Annotated in this window: 14 protein-coding genes; 6 read left to right on the top strand and 8 right to left on the bottom strand. The window is 63.3% G+C overall.

Annotation, left to right across the window (positions count from 1 at the left end; all coding sequences use genetic code 11):
* Positions 1-164 precede the first annotated feature (164 nt).
* From PQ467_RS15160 to PQ467_RS15145, 4 genes are read right to left on the bottom strand one after another with little or no spacing between them, the layout of a single operon-like run.
* Positions 165-956 (bottom strand): CmcJ/NvfI family oxidoreductase, encoded by a 792-nt coding sequence (locus PQ467_RS15160; RefSeq protein WP_274174204.1) that lies wholly within the window; start codon positions 954-956, stop codon positions 165-167.
* A gap of 11 nt (positions 957-967) precedes the next feature.
* Positions 968-1,465, bottom strand: a complete 498-nt coding sequence (locus PQ467_RS15155; protein WP_274174203.1) for a DUF3237 domain-containing protein — start codon at positions 1,463-1,465, stop codon at positions 968-970.
* A 12-nt stretch (positions 1,466-1,477) separates the two neighbouring features.
* A complete protein-coding gene (locus tag PQ467_RS15150; RefSeq protein ID WP_274174202.1) occupies positions 1,478-3,661 on the bottom strand; it encodes an outer membrane protein assembly factor BamB family protein in 2,184 nt (727 codons plus the stop codon).
* A complete protein-coding gene (locus PQ467_RS15145) occupies positions 3,658-4,536 on the bottom strand; it encodes a hypothetical protein (protein WP_274174201.1) in 879 nt (292 codons plus the stop codon). Before PQ467_RS15145 ends, PQ467_RS15150 begins: the two co-directional genes overlap by 4 nt.
* A gap of 153 nt (positions 4,537-4,689) precedes the next feature.
* Here PQ467_RS15145 and PQ467_RS15140 point away from each other — a divergent pair, with 153 nt between their 5' ends.
* From PQ467_RS15140 to PQ467_RS15130, 3 genes are all read left to right on the top strand, one after another.
* Positions 4,690-5,079: a nuclear transport factor 2 family protein gene (locus PQ467_RS15140; protein ID WP_274174200.1), complete on the top strand. Its 390-nt coding sequence runs from the start codon at positions 4,690-4,692 to the stop codon at positions 5,077-5,079.
* Between the two features lie 99 nt (positions 5,080-5,178).
* The gene (locus PQ467_RS15135; protein WP_274174199.1) at positions 5,179-5,562 is read left to right on the top strand and encodes a nuclear transport factor 2 family protein; all 384 of its coding nucleotides are present in this window, start codon (positions 5,179-5,181) and stop codon (positions 5,560-5,562) included.
* A 10-nt stretch (positions 5,563-5,572) separates the two neighbouring features.
* On the top strand, positions 5,573-6,328 hold the full coding sequence (locus PQ467_RS15130; protein ID WP_274174198.1) for an SDR family NAD(P)-dependent oxidoreductase: 756 nt from the start codon (positions 5,573-5,575) through the stop codon (positions 6,326-6,328).
* 79 nt (positions 6,329-6,407) lie between these two features.
* Here the strand turns inward: PQ467_RS15130 and PQ467_RS15125 are convergent, their stop codons facing one another.
* Genes PQ467_RS15125 through PQ467_RS15115 form a run of 3 tightly spaced genes read right to left on the bottom strand, consistent with a single transcriptional unit; the run spans position 6,408 to position 10,366 of the window.
* Complete coding sequence (locus tag PQ467_RS15125) at positions 6,408-7,877, bottom strand: aldehyde dehydrogenase (RefSeq protein ID WP_443193015.1); 1,470 nt, start codon at positions 7,875-7,877, stop codon at positions 6,408-6,410.
* Positions 7,878-7,894: 17 nt separating this feature from the next.
* Complete coding sequence (locus tag PQ467_RS15120) at positions 7,895-8,851, bottom strand: SDR family oxidoreductase (protein WP_274174196.1); 957 nt, start codon at positions 8,849-8,851, stop codon at positions 7,895-7,897.
* A 3-nt stretch (positions 8,852-8,854) separates the two neighbouring features.
* Positions 8,855-10,366: a carotenoid oxygenase family protein gene (locus PQ467_RS15115; protein ID WP_274174195.1), complete on the bottom strand. Its 1,512-nt coding sequence runs from the start codon at positions 10,364-10,366 to the stop codon at positions 8,855-8,857.
* A 207-nt stretch (positions 10,367-10,573) separates the two neighbouring features.
* On the opposite strand from PQ467_RS15115, the gene PQ467_RS15110 reads away from it, so the two are divergent.
* Positions 10,574-11,449, top strand: a complete 876-nt coding sequence (locus PQ467_RS15110; protein WP_274174194.1) for a dienelactone hydrolase family protein — start codon at positions 10,574-10,576, stop codon at positions 11,447-11,449.
* A gap of 39 nt (positions 11,450-11,488) precedes the next feature.
* Here PQ467_RS15110 and PQ467_RS15105 read toward each other — a convergent pair whose 3' ends face one another.
* A complete protein-coding gene (locus PQ467_RS15105) occupies positions 11,489-13,999 on the bottom strand; it encodes a TonB-dependent receptor (protein WP_274174193.1) in 2,511 nt (836 codons plus the stop codon).
* Between the two features lie 211 nt (positions 14,000-14,210).
* On the opposite strand from PQ467_RS15105, the gene msrB reads away from it, so the two are divergent.
* Positions 14,211-14,612, top strand: a complete 402-nt coding sequence (gene msrB, locus PQ467_RS15100) for a peptide-methionine (R)-S-oxide reductase MsrB (RefSeq protein ID WP_274174192.1) — start codon at positions 14,211-14,213, stop codon at positions 14,610-14,612.
* Positions 14,613-14,781: 169 nt separating this feature from the next.
* Entirely contained in the window at positions 14,782-16,833 is a 2,052-nt protein-coding gene (locus PQ467_RS15095; RefSeq protein WP_443192957.1) for a transglycosylase domain-containing protein, read from the top strand.
* Positions 16,834-17,102 lie beyond the last annotated feature (269 nt).

Here is a 17,102-nt window from a genome sequence, read left to right as displayed (position 1 = left end):
GGCGCATCATGGGCCATGGTGCGCCTATCCGTGAAGCGGTTTAATAGCCTGCGGCGCGGCGAGCTTGTGCTTTGGGTGATGTCGGGCGCGACAGAGACAGTAACGGGATTGCAAAGGGACAAGTCCCTTTGCCCGCCGGAGGCCCCTAAAACCTTAAAACTCCCTCACTCCCACCAATAGCACGTCGCTCGCATCTCAATACTCGACCGTGGCGGCGCATCCCCCGGCGCGCTGGGATCATTGAACGCCACGTGGGGAATATGCCGCGCGGCGCTTTCGTCGCTGTCCTTGGTCTTGAACAGGATGGCCTCGCCCGCGTGCATGTCGGGATAGTAGAACCAGCGATGCCCAGGATTATGGGCGACCAGCAGCCCCTCGAAACCCCATTCGCGGCCATCGGGCTCATCAAAGATCGCGTCCGCCACGATCAGGTCATCCGCCGCCACGCTGCGCGCATCGCACAGGGCGAGGGGCACATCCTGCGGCGCGGGGGATAGGGCGCGCCAGATGTTGATCGCGGCATAGCGGCGGAAGGGGCGGCCGCCTGCGGTCCGCTCTGCCATCATGCGCGATGATCCATCGGCCACATCGATATGGGCAAAGCGGGCCGGGTGGGAATTGTTGCCGCTGCCCGCGAGGCCCGATTTTTCCGAAAAGCGCAGGATGCCGTGGGGCGCGACCTTGACCTCGTCCGCTCCGGTGACGCGCTGGACCAAAGCGGCCAGTTCGGGCGCATAGACTCCCGCGATCTGCGCCGGATCGCGCCAGTCCGACACCGCGCTGTCGTGCAGCGCTAGTGTGAATCCCTCGCGGTCGATGTCGGCGTCTATCCCCCGCGCGCTTTCCACCCGCATCGGGTGCGAGACGATATCGAGCACATCGCGGTCATGGGCATTGGCATAATAGCGTGGCCGCGCCACTCCGCGTCCGGAATAGGCAATCTGGGCAAGAGGCATCGCGGCCCTCCTTATGTCAGCGCGTAATAGCGCACGTGGTTGCCATCGGGGCGGCGCTCGCCGATGCCGATGAAGACGTGGCGGGTCAGCCAATCATGCTTGCCCTTGCTGGTTTCAAAGCTGGGCTGGGCGCGCAGGTAGTATTCGGCGTGCGGCACCGGATCGCCCCCGGCAAAGGCCCATTGGCGCAAACGGTCCATCACGCCCGGCTCGCGGCCCCACAGGAAGCCCTTGTTCTGCATATAGATCAGCGTGCCGTCCTCCTCCTCCAGCATATAGCGGGCGTCGAAACAGGCGGTGTCATCGGGGCGGAACAGCGCATAATCGCCGCCCGAATTGGGCACGGCGCGGCCGCGCAAACGCGGCCCTTCAAACGTGCCCTCGTCCACATAGACCGCGCTGCGCATGCCGCCCGATGGGATGTCGGGCACCATCTGCACCCGCGTAAAGCGCAAGGTGCAGGCGAAGGCGAATTCGAGGCGTGGGTTTTCGAGTGTGGAAAATTCCATGGGGATCGGCCTTCAATAATTGGAAAGAATGGTCAGCGCCGGTCCATCGAGCGCCTTCTTCGCCTTCACCTTGGCCAGCTCCTCGACGCGGGTCTTGGCCTGCAGATCGATCAGATAGGCATGGATCGCATCGGCATCGGCGGGCGAGAGAATATCATTCCAGCGCGGCATCCCCCCCGGCACCAGCAGGCCATCGAGCAGGATCTGGCGGAAAGCCTCATGCGTTCCCGGCTGCATCCGGCGCAGGTCCGGCGTGATCGAGCGGTGGCGGTTGGCGTGACAGATCGCGCAATTGGCGAAGAACAGCCCTTGCCCTCGCGCGATGGTCTCGGGCGTGACACCCGGCGCCTGCGCGGGCGGTGCGGGCGCCACGGTCAGCGCGGGCAGGCGGGGCGGGAGTGTCAAGCGCCCTTTGCCCTCCAGCTTGAACACCAGCAGCCGGTTGGCATTGACCCGGTTATAGGCGGCGGCATAGCGCGGCACAAAGGGAAAGCCCCCGCCGCCCCAGCCTGCCGCCACGGCGATGTATTGTGTCTTGCCGATCGTATAGGTCATCGGCGCGGCAAGGATGCTGGTGCCGGTGTCGATGGTCTTGATGATGCGGCCATCGGCGGCATTGCGCACGACCAGTTGCCCCGCGATATTGCCATGCACCATGATCCCGCTGGCCGTCACCAAGGCGCCGCTGCGATCCTGCCATCCCTGCATGTCGGCGGCCCACACGGTCTTGCCGGTGATAGGATCGAGTGCGCGCATCTGCGCCGTGCCGGGGTTCTTCACCGCCTCGGCAAAGGCGGGTAGGGCTTTGACTTGGGCTGCCAGCGGCGGGGGCAGGGTGTCCACAGCATCGCCCACATCGGTGGTAAAGATCAGCGCGGCGTCATTGTTCAACCCCCGCGCCTTCAAAGGCTTCTGGCCCGGCGTCATAAAGATCAGATTGCCAATATCCAGCACCGCGCCATAATAGAGCCCGGTCTTGGGGCTGTAGGCCGCGCCATGCCAGTTGCGCGCGCCCGGCGTGCCGGGAAACACGATCTTTGGCCCGGTGGTATAGTCCGAGCTTTCCGGCGTCAGATTGGGCCGCCCGGTTTTCATATCGACCCCGCTGGCCCAATTGACCCGCGCAATGGCATTGGCGCGCAGCAGTTTGCCGTCGCGCCGGTCGATCACATACATGAACCCGTTCTTGGGCGCATGGAGGACGACCGGCCTGTCCTGCCCATCCAGCGTCACATGAGTCAGCACCATCGGCTGGGTGCTGGTGAAATCCCAGTTATCGCCCGGCGTTTCCTGATAATGCCATTTCATCGCGCCGGTTTTGGGATCAAGCGCCACCACCGAGCCGATATAGAGATTGTCGCCGCCAGACGGGCTGCGCTTGGAGGTGGCATAAGGCCCGCCATTGCCGGTGCCGATCAGCACCAGCCCGGTTTCGGGATCATAATGGATCGCATCCCAAGGCGCCCCGCCGCCGCCAATGTCCCAGCGGCTCTTGGGATCCCATGTTTTCAGCGCGGCGTCGAGTTCGGGGCGCTCCTGCGGCCCCAGCGCCGGATCGCGCGGCACCACATGCCAGCGCCAGCGGATCTTGCCCGTCTTCAGGTCCAGCGCGGTGACATAGCCGCGCACGTCATATTCCGCGCCCGCCATGCCGATGATGACAACATCGCCCGCGACTTCGGGCGCGCCGGTGGAATTGTCGCCCTTGGCGCGGTTTTCGATAAAGTCGGTTTTCCAAGCCACCTTGCCGGTTCTGGCGTCCAGCGCATACATCCAGCCATCGAGCGCGGCGATGAACACCTTGCCATCGGCCACGGCAAGACCGCGGTTCACCATGTCGCAACAGGCGGTGCGGTTAAGCTGCATATCCACCTGCGGCTCAAACGCCCAGAGCAGGCGCCCGGTCGCGGCATCATGGGCATAGGCCCGCCCCGCCACGCCCGCCGTATAGAGCACGCCGCCCACCATCACCGGGGTCGCCTCCATGCCGCGCGTGGTGCCGAGTTCTGCCATCCATGCCAGACCGAGGCGCGGGGCATTGGCGGGGGTGATTTGCGTCAGGCGGCTGTAATGGGTCTTGCCCGCATCGCCGCCGGGGTTGGTCCATTGGTCGCCCGCACCCTCCGGCGCCGTTTGGCTGGCGGTGAGTTGAGTGGCCAGCGCCGCGATGGCGAGGGCGGAGATCAGCCGTTTCATGGCCGGTCCTCTTCGGGGCGTTCGTCAGGCCAGGGGCTGGGCATGCGATAGGGCACGGTTATGAAATTGGCCTCGATCTGGCAGATCATGCCGTGGTCGATCTTGAACAATTCGGAGATGTAGAAGGAATGCGGGCGGCGCACCGGGCTGTTGACCCAGCGCCCGTCGGTCAGTTGATAGCGCTCCAGTTTGCCCGAATGGTCGATGAAGCCAAAGGCCAGCACAAGGCCGCGCTCCTCGTCGACCAGCGGGAAGCGGCGGGCGCGCAATTCATCGTCATAGCGGTAATTGCCCATGCGGAACTGTTCCTCACAGCCCAGCGCGGAGACGGGGACGATCTTGGCAAAATCGGGGTTGCGGGTGGTCTGCACGCCGTTTTCCACCCGGTTGCAATCAGGGTGAAAGCGCGTGTGGATCGTGCCGTCGTTCAATTGCAGCGTGTCGAAATAGCCGTTGGAGAGGCGCACCATTTCGGCGCGATCCACCGGGGCCTCGGCATCGCTTTCAAGGATGGGCTTGGTCCAATAGCGCGGGTTTTCGAATTTGATGCCCGAATCGCTTTGCCGCACGATGCACATTTCGCATTCGCTGATCTGGCCCGCAGCATTGACGGCAAGGCGCAGGGTGAAGCCCGATTCTTCGATGGCCTCGATGATCGTGCCGAAATAGCCGACTTGGGCCTTGCGCGTGTCGGCAAAGCGGAGCTGATATTCGCCGATGCCCGCAATGGTGTTCCACACCCCGTCGCCGGGGTCCAGCATCACGTTGTTTTCGGAAAATTGCGCATCCGGCGCCCAATCAACAGCATGCGCATCGCGCGCCGCCAAAGCCGCCAGAAACCTGTCGAGCACGCCATAAAGCGCGGTCCGATCCATAACCTCTCCCCCGTTTTTGGCGCAAGGGTGGATGGGGTATGGTCCCTTGCGCGTGGTTGCATCCTGTCTGGCATATGCTATCAATTGTTACAATAGCCATTGCGCGTTGGCCTTGCTTCATCGCGCAAAAACAACAGGCAGGGGAGAGAGACGATGGCGCGAAGCGCGCAGGAAGAGGCTAATCTGGCCTTGGTGGTCGAGATGTATCACAAGGTCTTGATCGCGATGGATTCGCGCGCCGTCGACGATTATATTGCGCCCGATTATGTGCAGCATTCCTCGCTGGCCGAGCCGGGCGTGGCGGCGTTGAAAGCGTTTCTCGACAAGGTCCGCGCCGAAAGCCCCGATGCGCGGCAAACCATCCATCGCACCTTGGTCGATGGCGATATGGTGGCGGTGCATGTCCATGTCGAACGCTTTCCCGGCGATCCGGGGCTGGCGGTGGTCGACATCTTCCGTGTGGCGGATGGCATGATTGCCGAACACTGGGATGTGCTGCAGGAAGTGCCCGCAAACCCCGTCAATCCCCATTCCATGTTTTGACCAAAGGAGCGTTTCATGCTGCGTTTTTCAATGGCCGCTTTCTTGTTGCTCGTGTCCGCGCCGGCCGCGGCGGCCCCTGCCAAAGGGGGCGGTTGCGCCATGACGCCCAAACAGGTCGTGGCCCGGTTCATGGACGAGTTTTACATGAAGAAGCAGGTGCGCTCATCCTTTGAGCGCTGGGTCGATCCCGGCTATATTCAGCACAATCCATATGCCGCTACCGGGCGCGATGCGGCCATCACTTTCCTTGAAAAGTTCGTGAATGAAAACAAGACCCAGCACACCAAGATCCACCGCATCATCGCCGATGGCAATCTGGTCGCGGTCCATTCGCACGGATGGAACGAGGGCGGCGATGCGGCGGCCCAGCGCGGCTTTGCGGTGGTCGACATATTCCGGGTCAAGGGATGCAAGGTGATGGAGCATTGGGATGTGCTCTCGCCCGTGCCGGAACATTCGGCCAATACGAACACGATGTTTTAAGGGGCACGCCATGGTCTCGATTGCCGGGGAATTTGTTGACCGCTGCGTGGTGGTGCTGGGCGGCACGGCGGGGATCGGCCTTGCCGCCGCCCGCCGCTTTCGCGAAGAAGGCGCGAAGATCGCCGTGACGGGGCGCAATATGGCGGCGCTGCGCGAGGTGGCCGAGGATCTCGATGCCTTGGCCATCCGCAGCGACATGGCCGATCCGCAGCAAAGCGCGGGCGCCATGGCCGAAATCGAGGAGGCGCTGGGCGGCATCGACGTGCTGTTCGTGAATGCGGGGGTGGGCGGTTTTGCGCCGGTCGATCAGGTTACCGAGGAGTTTTGGGACCAGATCCATGATGTGAACCTGCGCGGCGCCTTCTTTGCGATTCAACGCGCCCTGCCGTTGATGCGCGATGGCGGCTCGATTGTCATCACCGGCTCGATCGGGTCGCTGGCCGCTGTGCCGGGCAATGTCGTTTATGCGGCGGCCAAGGCGGGGCTGCGGGCGATGGCGCGCATTCTGGCTAAGGAATTGCTGCCCCGCCGCATCCGCGTCAACATGGTCAGCCCCGGCCCGACCGACACCGAAATCTTCAAACGCGACGCCACGCCTGAAATTATCGCCGAAATGAAGGCAATGATGGCCGGGGTGGTGCCAATTGGTCGCATGGGAACCTCAGAAGAGCTTGCCGAGGCTGTGTTGTTTCTTGCCAGCGCGCGCGCATCGTTTATCAATGGTGTCGACCTATTCGTCGACGGCGGCTGTATCGAGCTGCGTTGATGTCCGCTCTGTGAGAGGGGAAGGGGGCGTCGCCGACATCTGGCCGGCGCCCCCTTTCGGGTTTTTGGCCCTTTCGGGTTTAAAGATCCGAAGGCATCCCATCGAGCAGGATGGTTTTCAGTTCCGTATAGCCCAGCAAGCCTTCGATCCCGCCTTCACGGCCAAGGCCCGATTGCTTGAAGCCGCCAAAGGGCAATCCGAAATCCATGCGCAGCCCGTTTTGCCCCACCGCCCCGGTGCGCACGGCCCGCGCAATGCGATAGGCGGCATCGACATCCTGCGTCAGCACCGAACCGTTGAGACCGAAATGGGAATCATTGGCGATGCGGATCGCGTCGGCCTCATCCTTATAGGGGATCAGCGCGAGGACCGGGCCGAAGATTTCCTCCTGCGCGATGCGGCTGGCATTATCGACGTTGGCGAACAGGGTCGGCTCGATGAAATAGCCCTTGGGCAGATGCGCCGGACGCGCGCCGCCGTGGACCAGACGTGCGGTGCGCTTGCCCTCCTCGATATAGCTCTCGATCCGCTCCAACTGCCGCTTCATCGCCACCGGGCCAAGCTGGGTGGTCGGATCGTCGCTATGCCCGATCTTTACCTGCGCCATTTCGGCGGTAATGGCGTCGGCCAGTTCGTCATGGCGCTTGGCGCTCACCAACACGCGGCTGAGCATTGCGCAGACCTGTCCGCTCATCATGCAGATGGTTCCGGCAAAGATCTTGGCCGCCACCTCAATGGGGAAATCATCCAGCACAATCGCCGCCGATTTCCCGCCCAGTTCCAGCGTGCATCGCGCAATTCGCTCGCCGCAGACCTGCGCGATGCGTTTGCCCGCCACGGTCGATCCGGTAAAGCTGACCTTGTCCACGCCCGGATTGCAGACCAGATGGTCCGAAGCCTCGCGGTGGCCCGTGACCAGATTGACCACGCCCGCCGGAACGCCCGCCTCCTGCGCCGCCTCGGCAATGATATAGGCCTCCAGCGGGGTTTCAGGGCTGGGCTTCATAATCACGCAGCACCCGGCGGCCAGCGCGTAGGCCACCTTGTTGAGCATGATGCCATAAGGCCCGTTCCACGGCGCAATCGCGGCCACCACGCCCACCGGTTCATAGGCGACCAGCCCGACCGCCGCCCCCACCGTGGGGCGCTTTTCGACCCAGTCGAACCCCTCGGCCATGGCAATGATGCCGTCAAAGGTGGCGTTCGATCCGGCCTGCATGATGCTGGAAAAGCTGGCTAGGCCGCCCATCTGCATCGACCATGCCCGTGCCGTTTCGCCCACGCGGGCGTGCAGGATGGCGGACATCCGCTTCATCACCGCCAAACGCTCGCCCGGCTGCATTCGCGGCCATGGGCCATGATCAAAGGCGTGGCGCGCAGCGGCAACGGCGGCGTCCATATCCGCCGCATCGGCCTCGGCCACGGCGGAGACGGTTTCTTCCGTATCGGGGCTGATCTGTTCGATCATGCGGCCCGAATGCGCGGCCACCCATGCGCCGCCGATAAACAGGCGATCCTTGTGCGCGATATTGGGTTCAACCGGGGTAATCTGGGGGAAGGGGGCGTTCATTTCGCATGTTCCACAGGTTGTGCCGCCGCGCGCAGCATATCGGCATGCGCCTCTATCAAGGTGCGCACGCTGCGCGCCGGGCGGCCGGTCAGTTTCTGAACATCATCGCTGCAAATGGCGAGGAAGCCTTCGCGGATCGCGGCGCCGAATGTCACCATGTCGTCGCTGTTCCACGGGATGCCGTTGACGCTTTGATCGTCCACCGGGCGGCGCGGGATTCCCATCGCGTCAAAGATCGCATATTGCGCCTCGTCCGAGACGGGCGTGTAGGCCAGCGGTACGCCGGTGATCTGCGAGAGGGTCGCGGTCACCTCGGCAAATGTCTGCAATTCCGGCCCGGTGATGTTGTAGATCCGCCCCGCATGGTCGCGCGTTCCGGCGGCGATGTCACGCAGCACGGCCACTGCGCTTTCCACGCAGTCCTCGCGCCAGACCATCGCCTCGCGCCCATCGCCCGCGTTCGATATCCATTGGCCGCTGCTCATCACGCCGGGTCCTGCCATCACGATCATCGCATCGGCATAATGCGCATCGCGCAGCATGGTCCAATCCATGCCGCTCTCGCGGATCAGGCGCTCGGTTTCGATATGGTCGTGGCGCACCTCGGCGGGGTTGGCCGGATCATCGATGCCGATAAAGCTGGTGTAGATGATGTGGCGCACCCCCTGCGCGGCGGCGGCATCGATCGCGGCCTTGTGCTGGGCCACGCGGGCGCCCACCCGCGTGCCGGAAATCAGCAGCATTGTGTCCGCCCCCGCCACCGCATCGCCCAGCGTTTCGGGCCGGTCGAAATCGCCATAGCGGATGGCGGCGCCCTGCGCCTCACGCTCGGCCAGTTTGGCGGGGGTGCGCGAGATCAGCACCAGTTGATCCCCCAGACCCGCCGCGATCAGGCGGTCGGTGACGCCGCGACCATATTGGCCGCTGGCGCCGGTGATGACGATCTTGCCCATGGCTTACTCCGCCCCGTCCAGCGCCGATTGCGGCACCCACCAGCCATGGACCTGCGGGCGCAGGCGGGCGGGGATGGCGACCCTGGCCACCGGGCCGCGGTGCAGCGCGCCCGCGTCCAGCACCCATGCGGCATGTTCGAACTGATTATCGCCGGTCTGATGATCGACGATGGTGATGATATAGCCCAGATGGTCGGGATCATTTGACGGCACATGGACCGGCTCGTTCAGGCTCCAGCCTACCGGCAGCGCCAGCGCGTCAACCACTTGCCCGCCCCCGGCAACATCGAGGCGGACGATCGTGTTGAACATCGCCCCCACCGGCCCACCGGCCAGCGGCGGCCCCTTCATCTGCGGGTCCATGGTCAGCATCCAGCCATAGGGATTGGGTCGCCCCTGCATCCGCGCCGGGATCAGCGGGAAATCGCCCGGAGGCCCGACCACGCTTTGCGTTACTTCGCTGGCATCGCCCTTGGGATCGACGCTCCAGCGGGTCAGCGCGCCTTGCACCTCCCACGGGGCCATATGGATGCCCGAAGCCTCGCGGATGAAGGGAAAGGCGTTGGTGTTGGACAGGCACTGATCGAAATGGATGATGCCGTCTGCGTCTTCAAAGGCGTTCATGAAGTGATAGGCCGAGACGCCCTTTGGCCCCTTGAACCAGCGGATCTCCGAGACATCGCCATAGCGCGGCATGATGCCCAGCCAACTGTCGGTATCCTGTTCATGCACCCAATGATCGCCGCCCGCCTTCAGCCTTTCGAGCGAACAGGTGGTGGGATAGATCGGAAACAGCGCGTAATTTTCGGTGATCGCAAAATCATGCATCATCGCGCAATAGGGCGCATCGAACCATTGCTCGCGGATCAGATCGCCTTGGGCATCGACGATCAGATAGGCCACCTTGGTGCTGGCCTCGCCATCGGCCTCATAGCCATAGAGGAACATCTCCCCCGTTTCGGCATCGATGCGGACATGGGCGGTGACGGTCTTTGATTTCAATTTGCCGCCAAAGTCATACGACCCGCGCGTTTCCAGCGTGATCGGGTCCATCCGATACGGGCGGCCATCCTCCTTGGTCATCAGCAGGCGTCCGGCGTGCCAAACCGGCGTGGTGTTGGCGACGGTACGGTCGACGCCCGCCACATCGGCATCGTCGGTGAACGGATTGCGATAGCGGCCAAAGCGGGCTTGGCCCTTTTCCGCCTCGGCGATCCAGCGCCCCGTGCGGACATAGCGGATGGCATAATCCACCGTGTTGTCGGCGTTGAACGACACCCGGCTGATCATCCCGTCGCCCGAGAGCACGTTGTCATCCTCGAATTTGGGCGCGAAATGCGGGTCTGGCACGGCGCGATAGAAACTGCCCAGCACCTCGGGCGGCAGCGTGCCTTCGACCGTCAGGCCGGTCAGCGAGAGTTCCTGCCCGACCGGCTGGTTCAGGCCGGTGAAATGCGGTGTCTGCGGGAATCCCTTTGCGCTTGCGGGCGCATCTGTCCCTGCGACTGTAGCCATGATCCTCACCCCTTTATCGTAACGTTTGTTAGTATCTTATGCGCTTTGCCGCGTCTTGCAATCCCCTTTTGGCGGGCCGGCGCGATGGGGTGGGTCGCAAATTGTATCGTCCCGTTCGGGATGGTTGAATTATCCCGGTTTCTGCGCCAGCTTTGCCCCGCAAAAACGGCGGGCCGCGCGGGCCTGTCCATCAAGGAGAGCCTTCCCATGTGTGACGAACTCACCATCGCCGATGACGATGCCCATGCCGCCACGCGGGGCCTATCGCGCCGCCAGTTTGCCGCGTTGAGCGCGGCAGGCGCCGCCGCCGCCATGGCCGGGGCCGAGCAGGCGATTGCCGCAGGCGCGGCCATCAAGGAAAGCGCGGTGACCATCACCACGCCCGACGGGCAATGCGATGCCTTCTTTGTCCACCCCGCCGCGGGCAAGCATCCCGGCATCATCGTCTGGCCCGACATTGCCGGTTCGCGCGATGCCTATAAGGTGATGGCGCGTCGTCTGGCGTCCGATGGCTATGCGGTGCTGATGGTCAACCATTACTATCGCACGGCCAAGGCGCCGCTGCTGAACAGCCTGGCCGAATGGCGCACCCCGGCGGGGGGCGAGAAGCTGAAGCCCGCCATCGCCGCCATCACCACGCCGGGCATCATCAGCGATGCCAAGGCTTTCGTGGGCTGGCTGGACAAACAGGCGGCGGTCGATACCAAGCGCAAGATCGGCTCGGCGGGCTATTGCATGACCGGCGGCTATACGGTGCGCACGGCGGCGGCCAATCCCGAGCGCGTCACGGCCTGCGCCAGCTTCCACGGCGGCAGTCTGGTGGGCGATGCGGCCGACAGCCCGAACAAGCTGATCGGCGCGACCAAGGCGAGCTTTCTTTTCGCCATCGCCAAGAATGACGATGCGCGCAGCCCCGGCGACAAGGATGCCCTGAAAGCCGCCGCAGCGGCCGCCGGTCGTCCGGCCGAGGTGGAAGTCTATAATGCCGATCATGGCTGGTGCACGCTCGACGCGCCATCCTATGACAAGGGCGAGGCGGACCGGGCCTATGCCCGCCAACTCGCGCTGTTCGCCAAGCTGTAAAGAGAGAGGGGGAGGTTTGCGGCCTCCCCCTTTCCATCATCAGAAGTCCTTCTTCAGCGTCACCGCCCATGTGCGCGGCAGGCCGGGCGCGCCCGACACGGTGCCGATCGACACATAATTCGCGGTCATCGAGGTGAAGTAGTATTTGTTGAAGATATTGCGCACCTCGACGCTGGCGGTCCAACCATCGGCGGCGCTCTTCCATGTGATCCGGCCATTGCCAAGGAAATAGCCGTTGATCCGGTTGGTCGCCACCTGCGTTGCCAGCGAGCCGCCGCCGCCATTGGTGGCCGTGCTGGTGGAAACCACGGCGCTGTCGACATTGGTGGGGTCGACATAGATGTGCGACTGGTAATTGCCGTCCGCGCGCAGCGAGAGCGTGCCCTTCAGGACATCGGGGATGTCATATTGGACGCCCGCATTCCACTTCCACTTGGGGGTATAGGGCGGGACAAAGCTGGCCTGAACCCCGGTGCTGACGGTATCGACCGTGGTATATTTGAAATCGAGATAGGAGAGCGAGGCATCGAAGGTCAGCCCGGCGGTCGGACGGATCATCGTCTCGATTTCAAAGCCCTTCACATGCGCCGAGCCGACATTCTTGGGCTGAAGGCAAGGCGTCGAGGGGAAGCCAAGCGTGTTGGGGCAATTCAGAACGGTCAGGATGATGTTCTTGTAATCATTATAGAAGGCCGACACGTTGAAGCGCAGCTTGCGGTCGAACAGGTCGGATTTGAAGCCCGCCTCATAGGCCACGATGGTCTCGGGCTGGAAGGATTGGGCCTGGTTGATATAGAACGGGCGCGGATTGACGCCGCCCGCGCGATAGCCGGTCGAAACCTGGGCATAGACCATCAGTTCGGGGCTGAAGCGATAATCGCCCGCGATGCGCCAGTCGGTGCGCTGCTTTTCGAAATGGGCGTTGAGGCCGTTCAGAGCCGCAATCGCGCAATTCGCAGGCTGGCCCACGACAAAGGGATAGCCGGTGCAGGGCAGGATCGTCGAACCATCGGGATTATGCCGCGAATAGGTGTAATCCTTGGTGTCCCAACTGGCGCGCACGCCGCCCGTAATGGTCAGCGCCTCGGTCAGCTTGCCCGAGACATTGGCGAAAACCGCCTTGTTGGTGGCAGGCGTCGTGTCCGGCCCGTGCAGGAAGTCGATGCCCGCATAGTTCAGGTCGATGCGCCCGGTGTAGGTGCCCTTGGCGTGGAAGTAGAAGCCGCCCACGGTATAATCGAGGCGGTTGTTGAAAGCCTTGCCGGAAAGGCGGATTTCCTCGCTCCACTGGGTGTTGGCCTGCGCCTGTTCCAGCATCGAGGGCTGGACCGGGGCGCCTTCGGCAAAGGCCCATGAGGAATCATAGTGGCGATAGGCAGTGATGGATTTCAGCGCCAGATTGTCGGCGATAGTCCAATCGATGGTACCGGCAAAGCCGTAATTGTCGAGGTTCGAATGCGGGTTCAGCGCCAGCGGCTTATAGGGCATCTGGCTGTCGGCGGCGGCATTGTCAAAGAAGGTGGCATAGGAGACATAGCGCCCGTCATAACCGGCGGGCACCGTGTCGCAGCTGTTCACGCCGCTGGTGACAAAGGCGCAGTTCAACGGAATCGACGCACCATTGGTGCCGCGCAGCCATGGGCGGGCGGGCGATTTGGACACGGGCGAACCGGCGAATTGCGCGATGGCATTGCCATAGATCAGCACGGTCGCGCCCGGCTCGTCGCGCTGGCGGGTATAGTCGCCCGACACATTGACCTCGACATTGCTGGTCGGCATCCAGCGCAGCGCCACCTTGCCCGCGGTAAAGCTGGTGCCGCCCAGAGTGCCCAGCTTGGGGCTGTCGCCCGTGGCCATTGTGGGCACATTCGATCCGGGGTGCGTCTTGGCATAATCCAGCCGGGTCACATAGCCGTCGCGGTTCTTGGTCGCGCCCGACACGCGCAGGAACAGATTGTCGGCCACCTTCAGATCGAAAAAGCCGCGCATGTCGATGCGGTTGAACGAGCCGTAGGTGCCCTCAAGCATACCCTTGCCATTGCCCTGCGGCTTGACCGAATAGAGCTTGATCGAACCGCCCAGCGAGTTGCGCCCCGAGAGCGTGCCCTGCGGCCCGCGCAGCACCTCGACCCGGTCAAGGTCCATCAGGTCCAGCAGTGAGCCGGTGAGCGTGGGCAGATAGACATCGTCAATATACATGCCCACGCCCGGTTCGAGCGCGAAATTGGGGTCGGTTTGCCCCACGCCGCGAATGAACGCGATGATGCCCGGCCCGAGATAGGCGTTTTGCGGGGTCAGCGTGACATTGGGCGTTTGCGCGGCCACTTCGGCCACGTTGGTCTGGCCCCGCGCGGCCAGCGAGGCCCCGGTCATGGCCGTGATGGCCAGCGGCGTGTCCTGCAGCTTTTGACTGCGGAACTGTGCCGTAACAACGATTTCGCCGGTGGTAACGTCCTTTTTGGGCTGCTCGGTTTGAGCATAGGCGGTGGTGGCGGTTGCGATCATCGCAACGCAGGCGCCAGACAGGTAAAACCCCCGAATACCGATCATGATGCATCCTCTCATAGGTGCGCGGCGAATCCCTAGCACGCCGTGTCACGCCCCATTTGTCGCATTTGTGAAAATTTCAGCAATGTGATTGTTCTGTGCAATCGCATTTTCGCCACCACCGCGACATTCTTGCCGCACTGGTCCAAAGTGCAGGGACTTGCCGCCATGGCGGGCGGCGCCCATATATCGGGTCAGCAAAGGAGAACCCCCGATGGCCGACCCCGACATCCCCCAAACCGAGCAGGAATGGCGCGAGCGCCTGACCCCGATGCAATACCATGTTCTGCGCGAAGGCGGGACCGAACGCGCCTTTACCGGCGAGTATGAGGGCAACAAGGCGGCCGGCGAATATCTTTGCGCTGGCTGCGGCGCACCGTTGTTTTCCTCGGACACCAAATATAATTCCGGCTCCGGCTGGCCCAGTTTCTATGCGCCCGAGGGCAGCGATGCGATCCTTGAGCACCGCGATATGTCGCATGGCATGGTGCGTACCGAAGTCCGCTGTGCGCGCTGCGACGGCCATCTGGGCCATGTTTTCCCCGATGGTCCGCAACCCACCGGCCTGCGCTATTGCATCAACAGCGCCAGTCTGGATTTCGAGCCAAAGGACTGATCTGGCCGTTTTTGCGCCAAACCCAGCAATTTCAGGTTAACCAAGGGCCTTCTATCGCCTATGCGAGTTTGACAGGCGGCGCGCGGATCCAATTCGCGCGCCCGTGGTTTGTGCATGAATGGCGCGGCGCGGCTTTTCCGGCGCGCGCGCAGCAAGGGTTGGCGTTTCGATGGCAAGGCAGAATAGGCGCGGTTCGGGCGATTCCGATAAAGAATCGAGTTCGGGCCCGCGCAGGTTTTTGAAAAAACTCGCGATCTGGACCGGCGCCTTGGGCCTGCTGGTGCTGATAACCGCTTTTGCCGCCGTGTGGTTCGAGGCGCAGCAACTGCCCGACTTCGACACGATGAAGACCAGCCAGAACGGCCAGACCATTCTGGTGCGCGCCCGCGATGGCAGCGAATTGTTCGCCATGGGCCCCAGCTATGGCAAATGGCTGGCCTATCAGGACATTCCCTCGGAAATGAAGGCGGCCATCGTCGCCACCGAGGACCGCCGTTTCCGCGACCATATCGGCATCGACCCCATCGGCGTGCTGCGCAGCTTTTATGTGCGCGCGCAAAAGGGCAAATGGCGTCAGGGCGGCTCGACCCTGACCCAGCAGTTGGCGCGCACGATCTTTTTGAACAATGACCGCACCTGGAACCGCAAGGCCCGCGAGGCGCTGATCGCGCTGGCGCTGGAGTTCAAGTTCTCCAAGGATGAGATCCTCGAACTCTATCTGAACAAGGTCTATTTCGGCGGCGGCGCCTATGGCGTGGATGCGGCCGCGCGCAAATTCTTCGGCCATGAAGGCCGCCAGCTCAGCCTGGGCGAGGCCGCGATCATCGCCGGTCTGGTCAAGGCGCCCAGCCATTATTCCCCCACCGCCGACCAGCAGGCCGCGATTGATCGCGCCAAGGTCGTGCTGGAGGTGATGGTGGACGCCGGCGCGATCACTCCGGCGCAGGCCGATGCGGTTGATCTGCAATCGGTCAAGCTGGCCGCCGAAGCGTCGCAGAGCACAGTGCGCTATTTCACCGATTGGGCGCTGCCGCAGCTCGATGTGCTGCTGCCCGAAACGCGCGACCCCAACAATCATGACAATCTGGAGGTCTGGACCACGCTGGACCCCAAGCTCCAGAATGCGGCAACCTCGGCCATAAAGGGGTATACGCCCAAGGATGCGCAGGGCGCGCTGGTCAGCATGGACCGCGATGGCGCCGTGCTGGCGATGGTGGGCGGTCAGGATTACGTCGCCAGCAATTACAATCGCGCCACCAATGCCCTGCGCCAGCCCGGCTCGGCGTGGAAGCTTTTCGTCTATATGGCCGCGCTGGAGGCGGGCGTGAAGCCTGACGATCCAGTGGTGGACCAGCCCGTGACCATCGACGGGTGGAGCCCGCGCAATTCGGGCGGCACCTATGCGGGCCAGATCGATGTGCGCACCGCCTTTGCCTATTCGAAAAACACGGTGGCCGCGCAATTGGGCCAGCAGGTGACATTTGACGCCGTGGCCGCCATGGCCCGCCGCTTTGGCATCACCACGCCGATCTCGACCAATCCCTCGATGGTGCTGGGCAGCAATGACGTGCGCGTGATCGACATGGTCAAGGCCTTTGCCGCCGTCTCGGCGCGCGGCACGTCGGTCGAGCCCTATGGCATCGTCAAGGTCGTCGCCAGCGATGGCCGCGTTCTGTATGAGCATGCCCAGAAGCAGGGGCAGACGCTGGTCGCACCCTTCGTTTCGGCGGGGATCACCGATCTGCTGCAAACGGCGGTCAACATCGGCACCGGCCGCGCGGCCCAGATCGGCCGCCCCGTGGCGGGCAAGACCGGCACCACCAGCAGCAACAAGGACGGCTGGTTCCTCGGCTTTTCCAGCGGCGTGACGACGGGCGTGTGGATGGGCCGCGACGATGCCAAGGCGGTGCCGGGCCTGCAGGGCGGCACGGCACCGGCGCGCGCCTTTGCCCAATATATGAAGGTGGCCGTGGCCCAGCGTCCGATCGAGCCTTTCGAAACTCAACTGACCCTGCCCGACTGGCAATTGGAGCCTGACGATATCGCCAACCTCAGCGGCCCGGACGCTTATGTGCCGACCGATGAGGGCGCGGTCCCGGATGGCAACAACCCCACCGACAATCAGCCCGCGCCAGCGGCCAATCCCGACTTTCTGGATAATGCGACCGGGCGGCAGGGGGATATTACCCGCAAGCGGGCGCAGCCCAGCGTGGGGTTTTAAGAAGGGATAGGTGCGAGGGTCTAGACCCTCGCGCTCCCGTTACTGTCTGCGTTGGGTATCAAGTTCGACGTTTTGTGCCGAACGCGCCGTTTGAATTCTGAAAGCCTGCGGCGCGGACAGCGATGAGCTTGCCGCGCCGCAGGCCTTTTTCCTATGCCGGTCCGCAACCTCGTCCACCTGGCGCCACCCAATTAACGGGATTGCAAAGGGCCCCCGCCCTTTGCCCGCCGGAGGCACAAAACCCGCGACCCCACAAAACAAAACCCCCG

This window comes from Novosphingobium sp. KACC 22771 (assembly GCF_028736195.1).
Taxonomy (GTDB): Bacteria; Pseudomonadota; Alphaproteobacteria; order Sphingomonadales; family Sphingomonadaceae; genus Novosphingobium.
This window is presented reverse-complemented; position numbering and strand designations above follow the sequence as displayed.

What these genes read in the sequence shown, in the direction of transcription:
- PQ467_RS15145 (WP_274174201.1), bottom strand. Translation starts at nt 4,536, where the DNA reads ATGGATCGGACCGCGCTTTATGGCGTGCTCGACAGGTTTCTGGCGGCT.
- msrB (WP_274174192.1), top strand. Translation starts at nt 14,211, where the DNA reads ATGGCCGACCCCGACATCCCCCAAACCGAGCAGGAATGGCGCGAGCGC.
- PQ467_RS15120 (WP_274174196.1), bottom strand. Translation starts at nt 8,851, where the DNA reads ATGGGCAAGATCGTCATCACCGGCGCCAGCGGCCAATATGGTCGCGGC.
- PQ467_RS15105 (WP_274174193.1), bottom strand. Translation starts at nt 13,999, where the DNA reads ATGATCGGTATTCGGGGGTTTTACCTGTCTGGCGCCTGCGTTGCGATG.
- PQ467_RS15150 (WP_274174202.1), bottom strand. Translation starts at nt 3,661, where the DNA reads ATGAAACGGCTGATCTCCGCCCTCGCCATCGCGGCGCTGGCCACTCAA.
- PQ467_RS15130 (WP_274174198.1), top strand. Translation starts at nt 5,573, where the DNA reads ATGGTCTCGATTGCCGGGGAATTTGTTGACCGCTGCGTGGTGGTGCTG.
- PQ467_RS15110 (WP_274174194.1), top strand. Translation starts at nt 10,574, where the DNA reads ATGTGTGACGAACTCACCATCGCCGATGACGATGCCCATGCCGCCACG.
- PQ467_RS15095 (WP_443192957.1), top strand. Translation starts at nt 14,782, where the DNA reads ATGGCAAGGCAGAATAGGCGCGGTTCGGGCGATTCCGATAAAGAATCG.
- PQ467_RS15140 (WP_274174200.1), top strand. Translation starts at nt 4,690, where the DNA reads ATGGCGCGAAGCGCGCAGGAAGAGGCTAATCTGGCCTTGGTGGTCGAG.
- PQ467_RS15155 (WP_274174203.1), bottom strand. Translation starts at nt 1,465, where the DNA reads ATGGAATTTTCCACACTCGAAAACCCACGCCTCGAATTCGCCTTCGCC.
- PQ467_RS15115 (WP_274174195.1), bottom strand. Translation starts at nt 10,366, where the DNA reads ATGGCTACAGTCGCAGGGACAGATGCGCCCGCAAGCGCAAAGGGATTC.
- PQ467_RS15135 (WP_274174199.1), top strand. Translation starts at nt 5,179, where the DNA reads ATGACGCCCAAACAGGTCGTGGCCCGGTTCATGGACGAGTTTTACATG.
- PQ467_RS15160 (WP_274174204.1), bottom strand. Translation starts at nt 956, where the DNA reads ATGCCTCTTGCCCAGATTGCCTATTCCGGACGCGGAGTGGCGCGGCCA.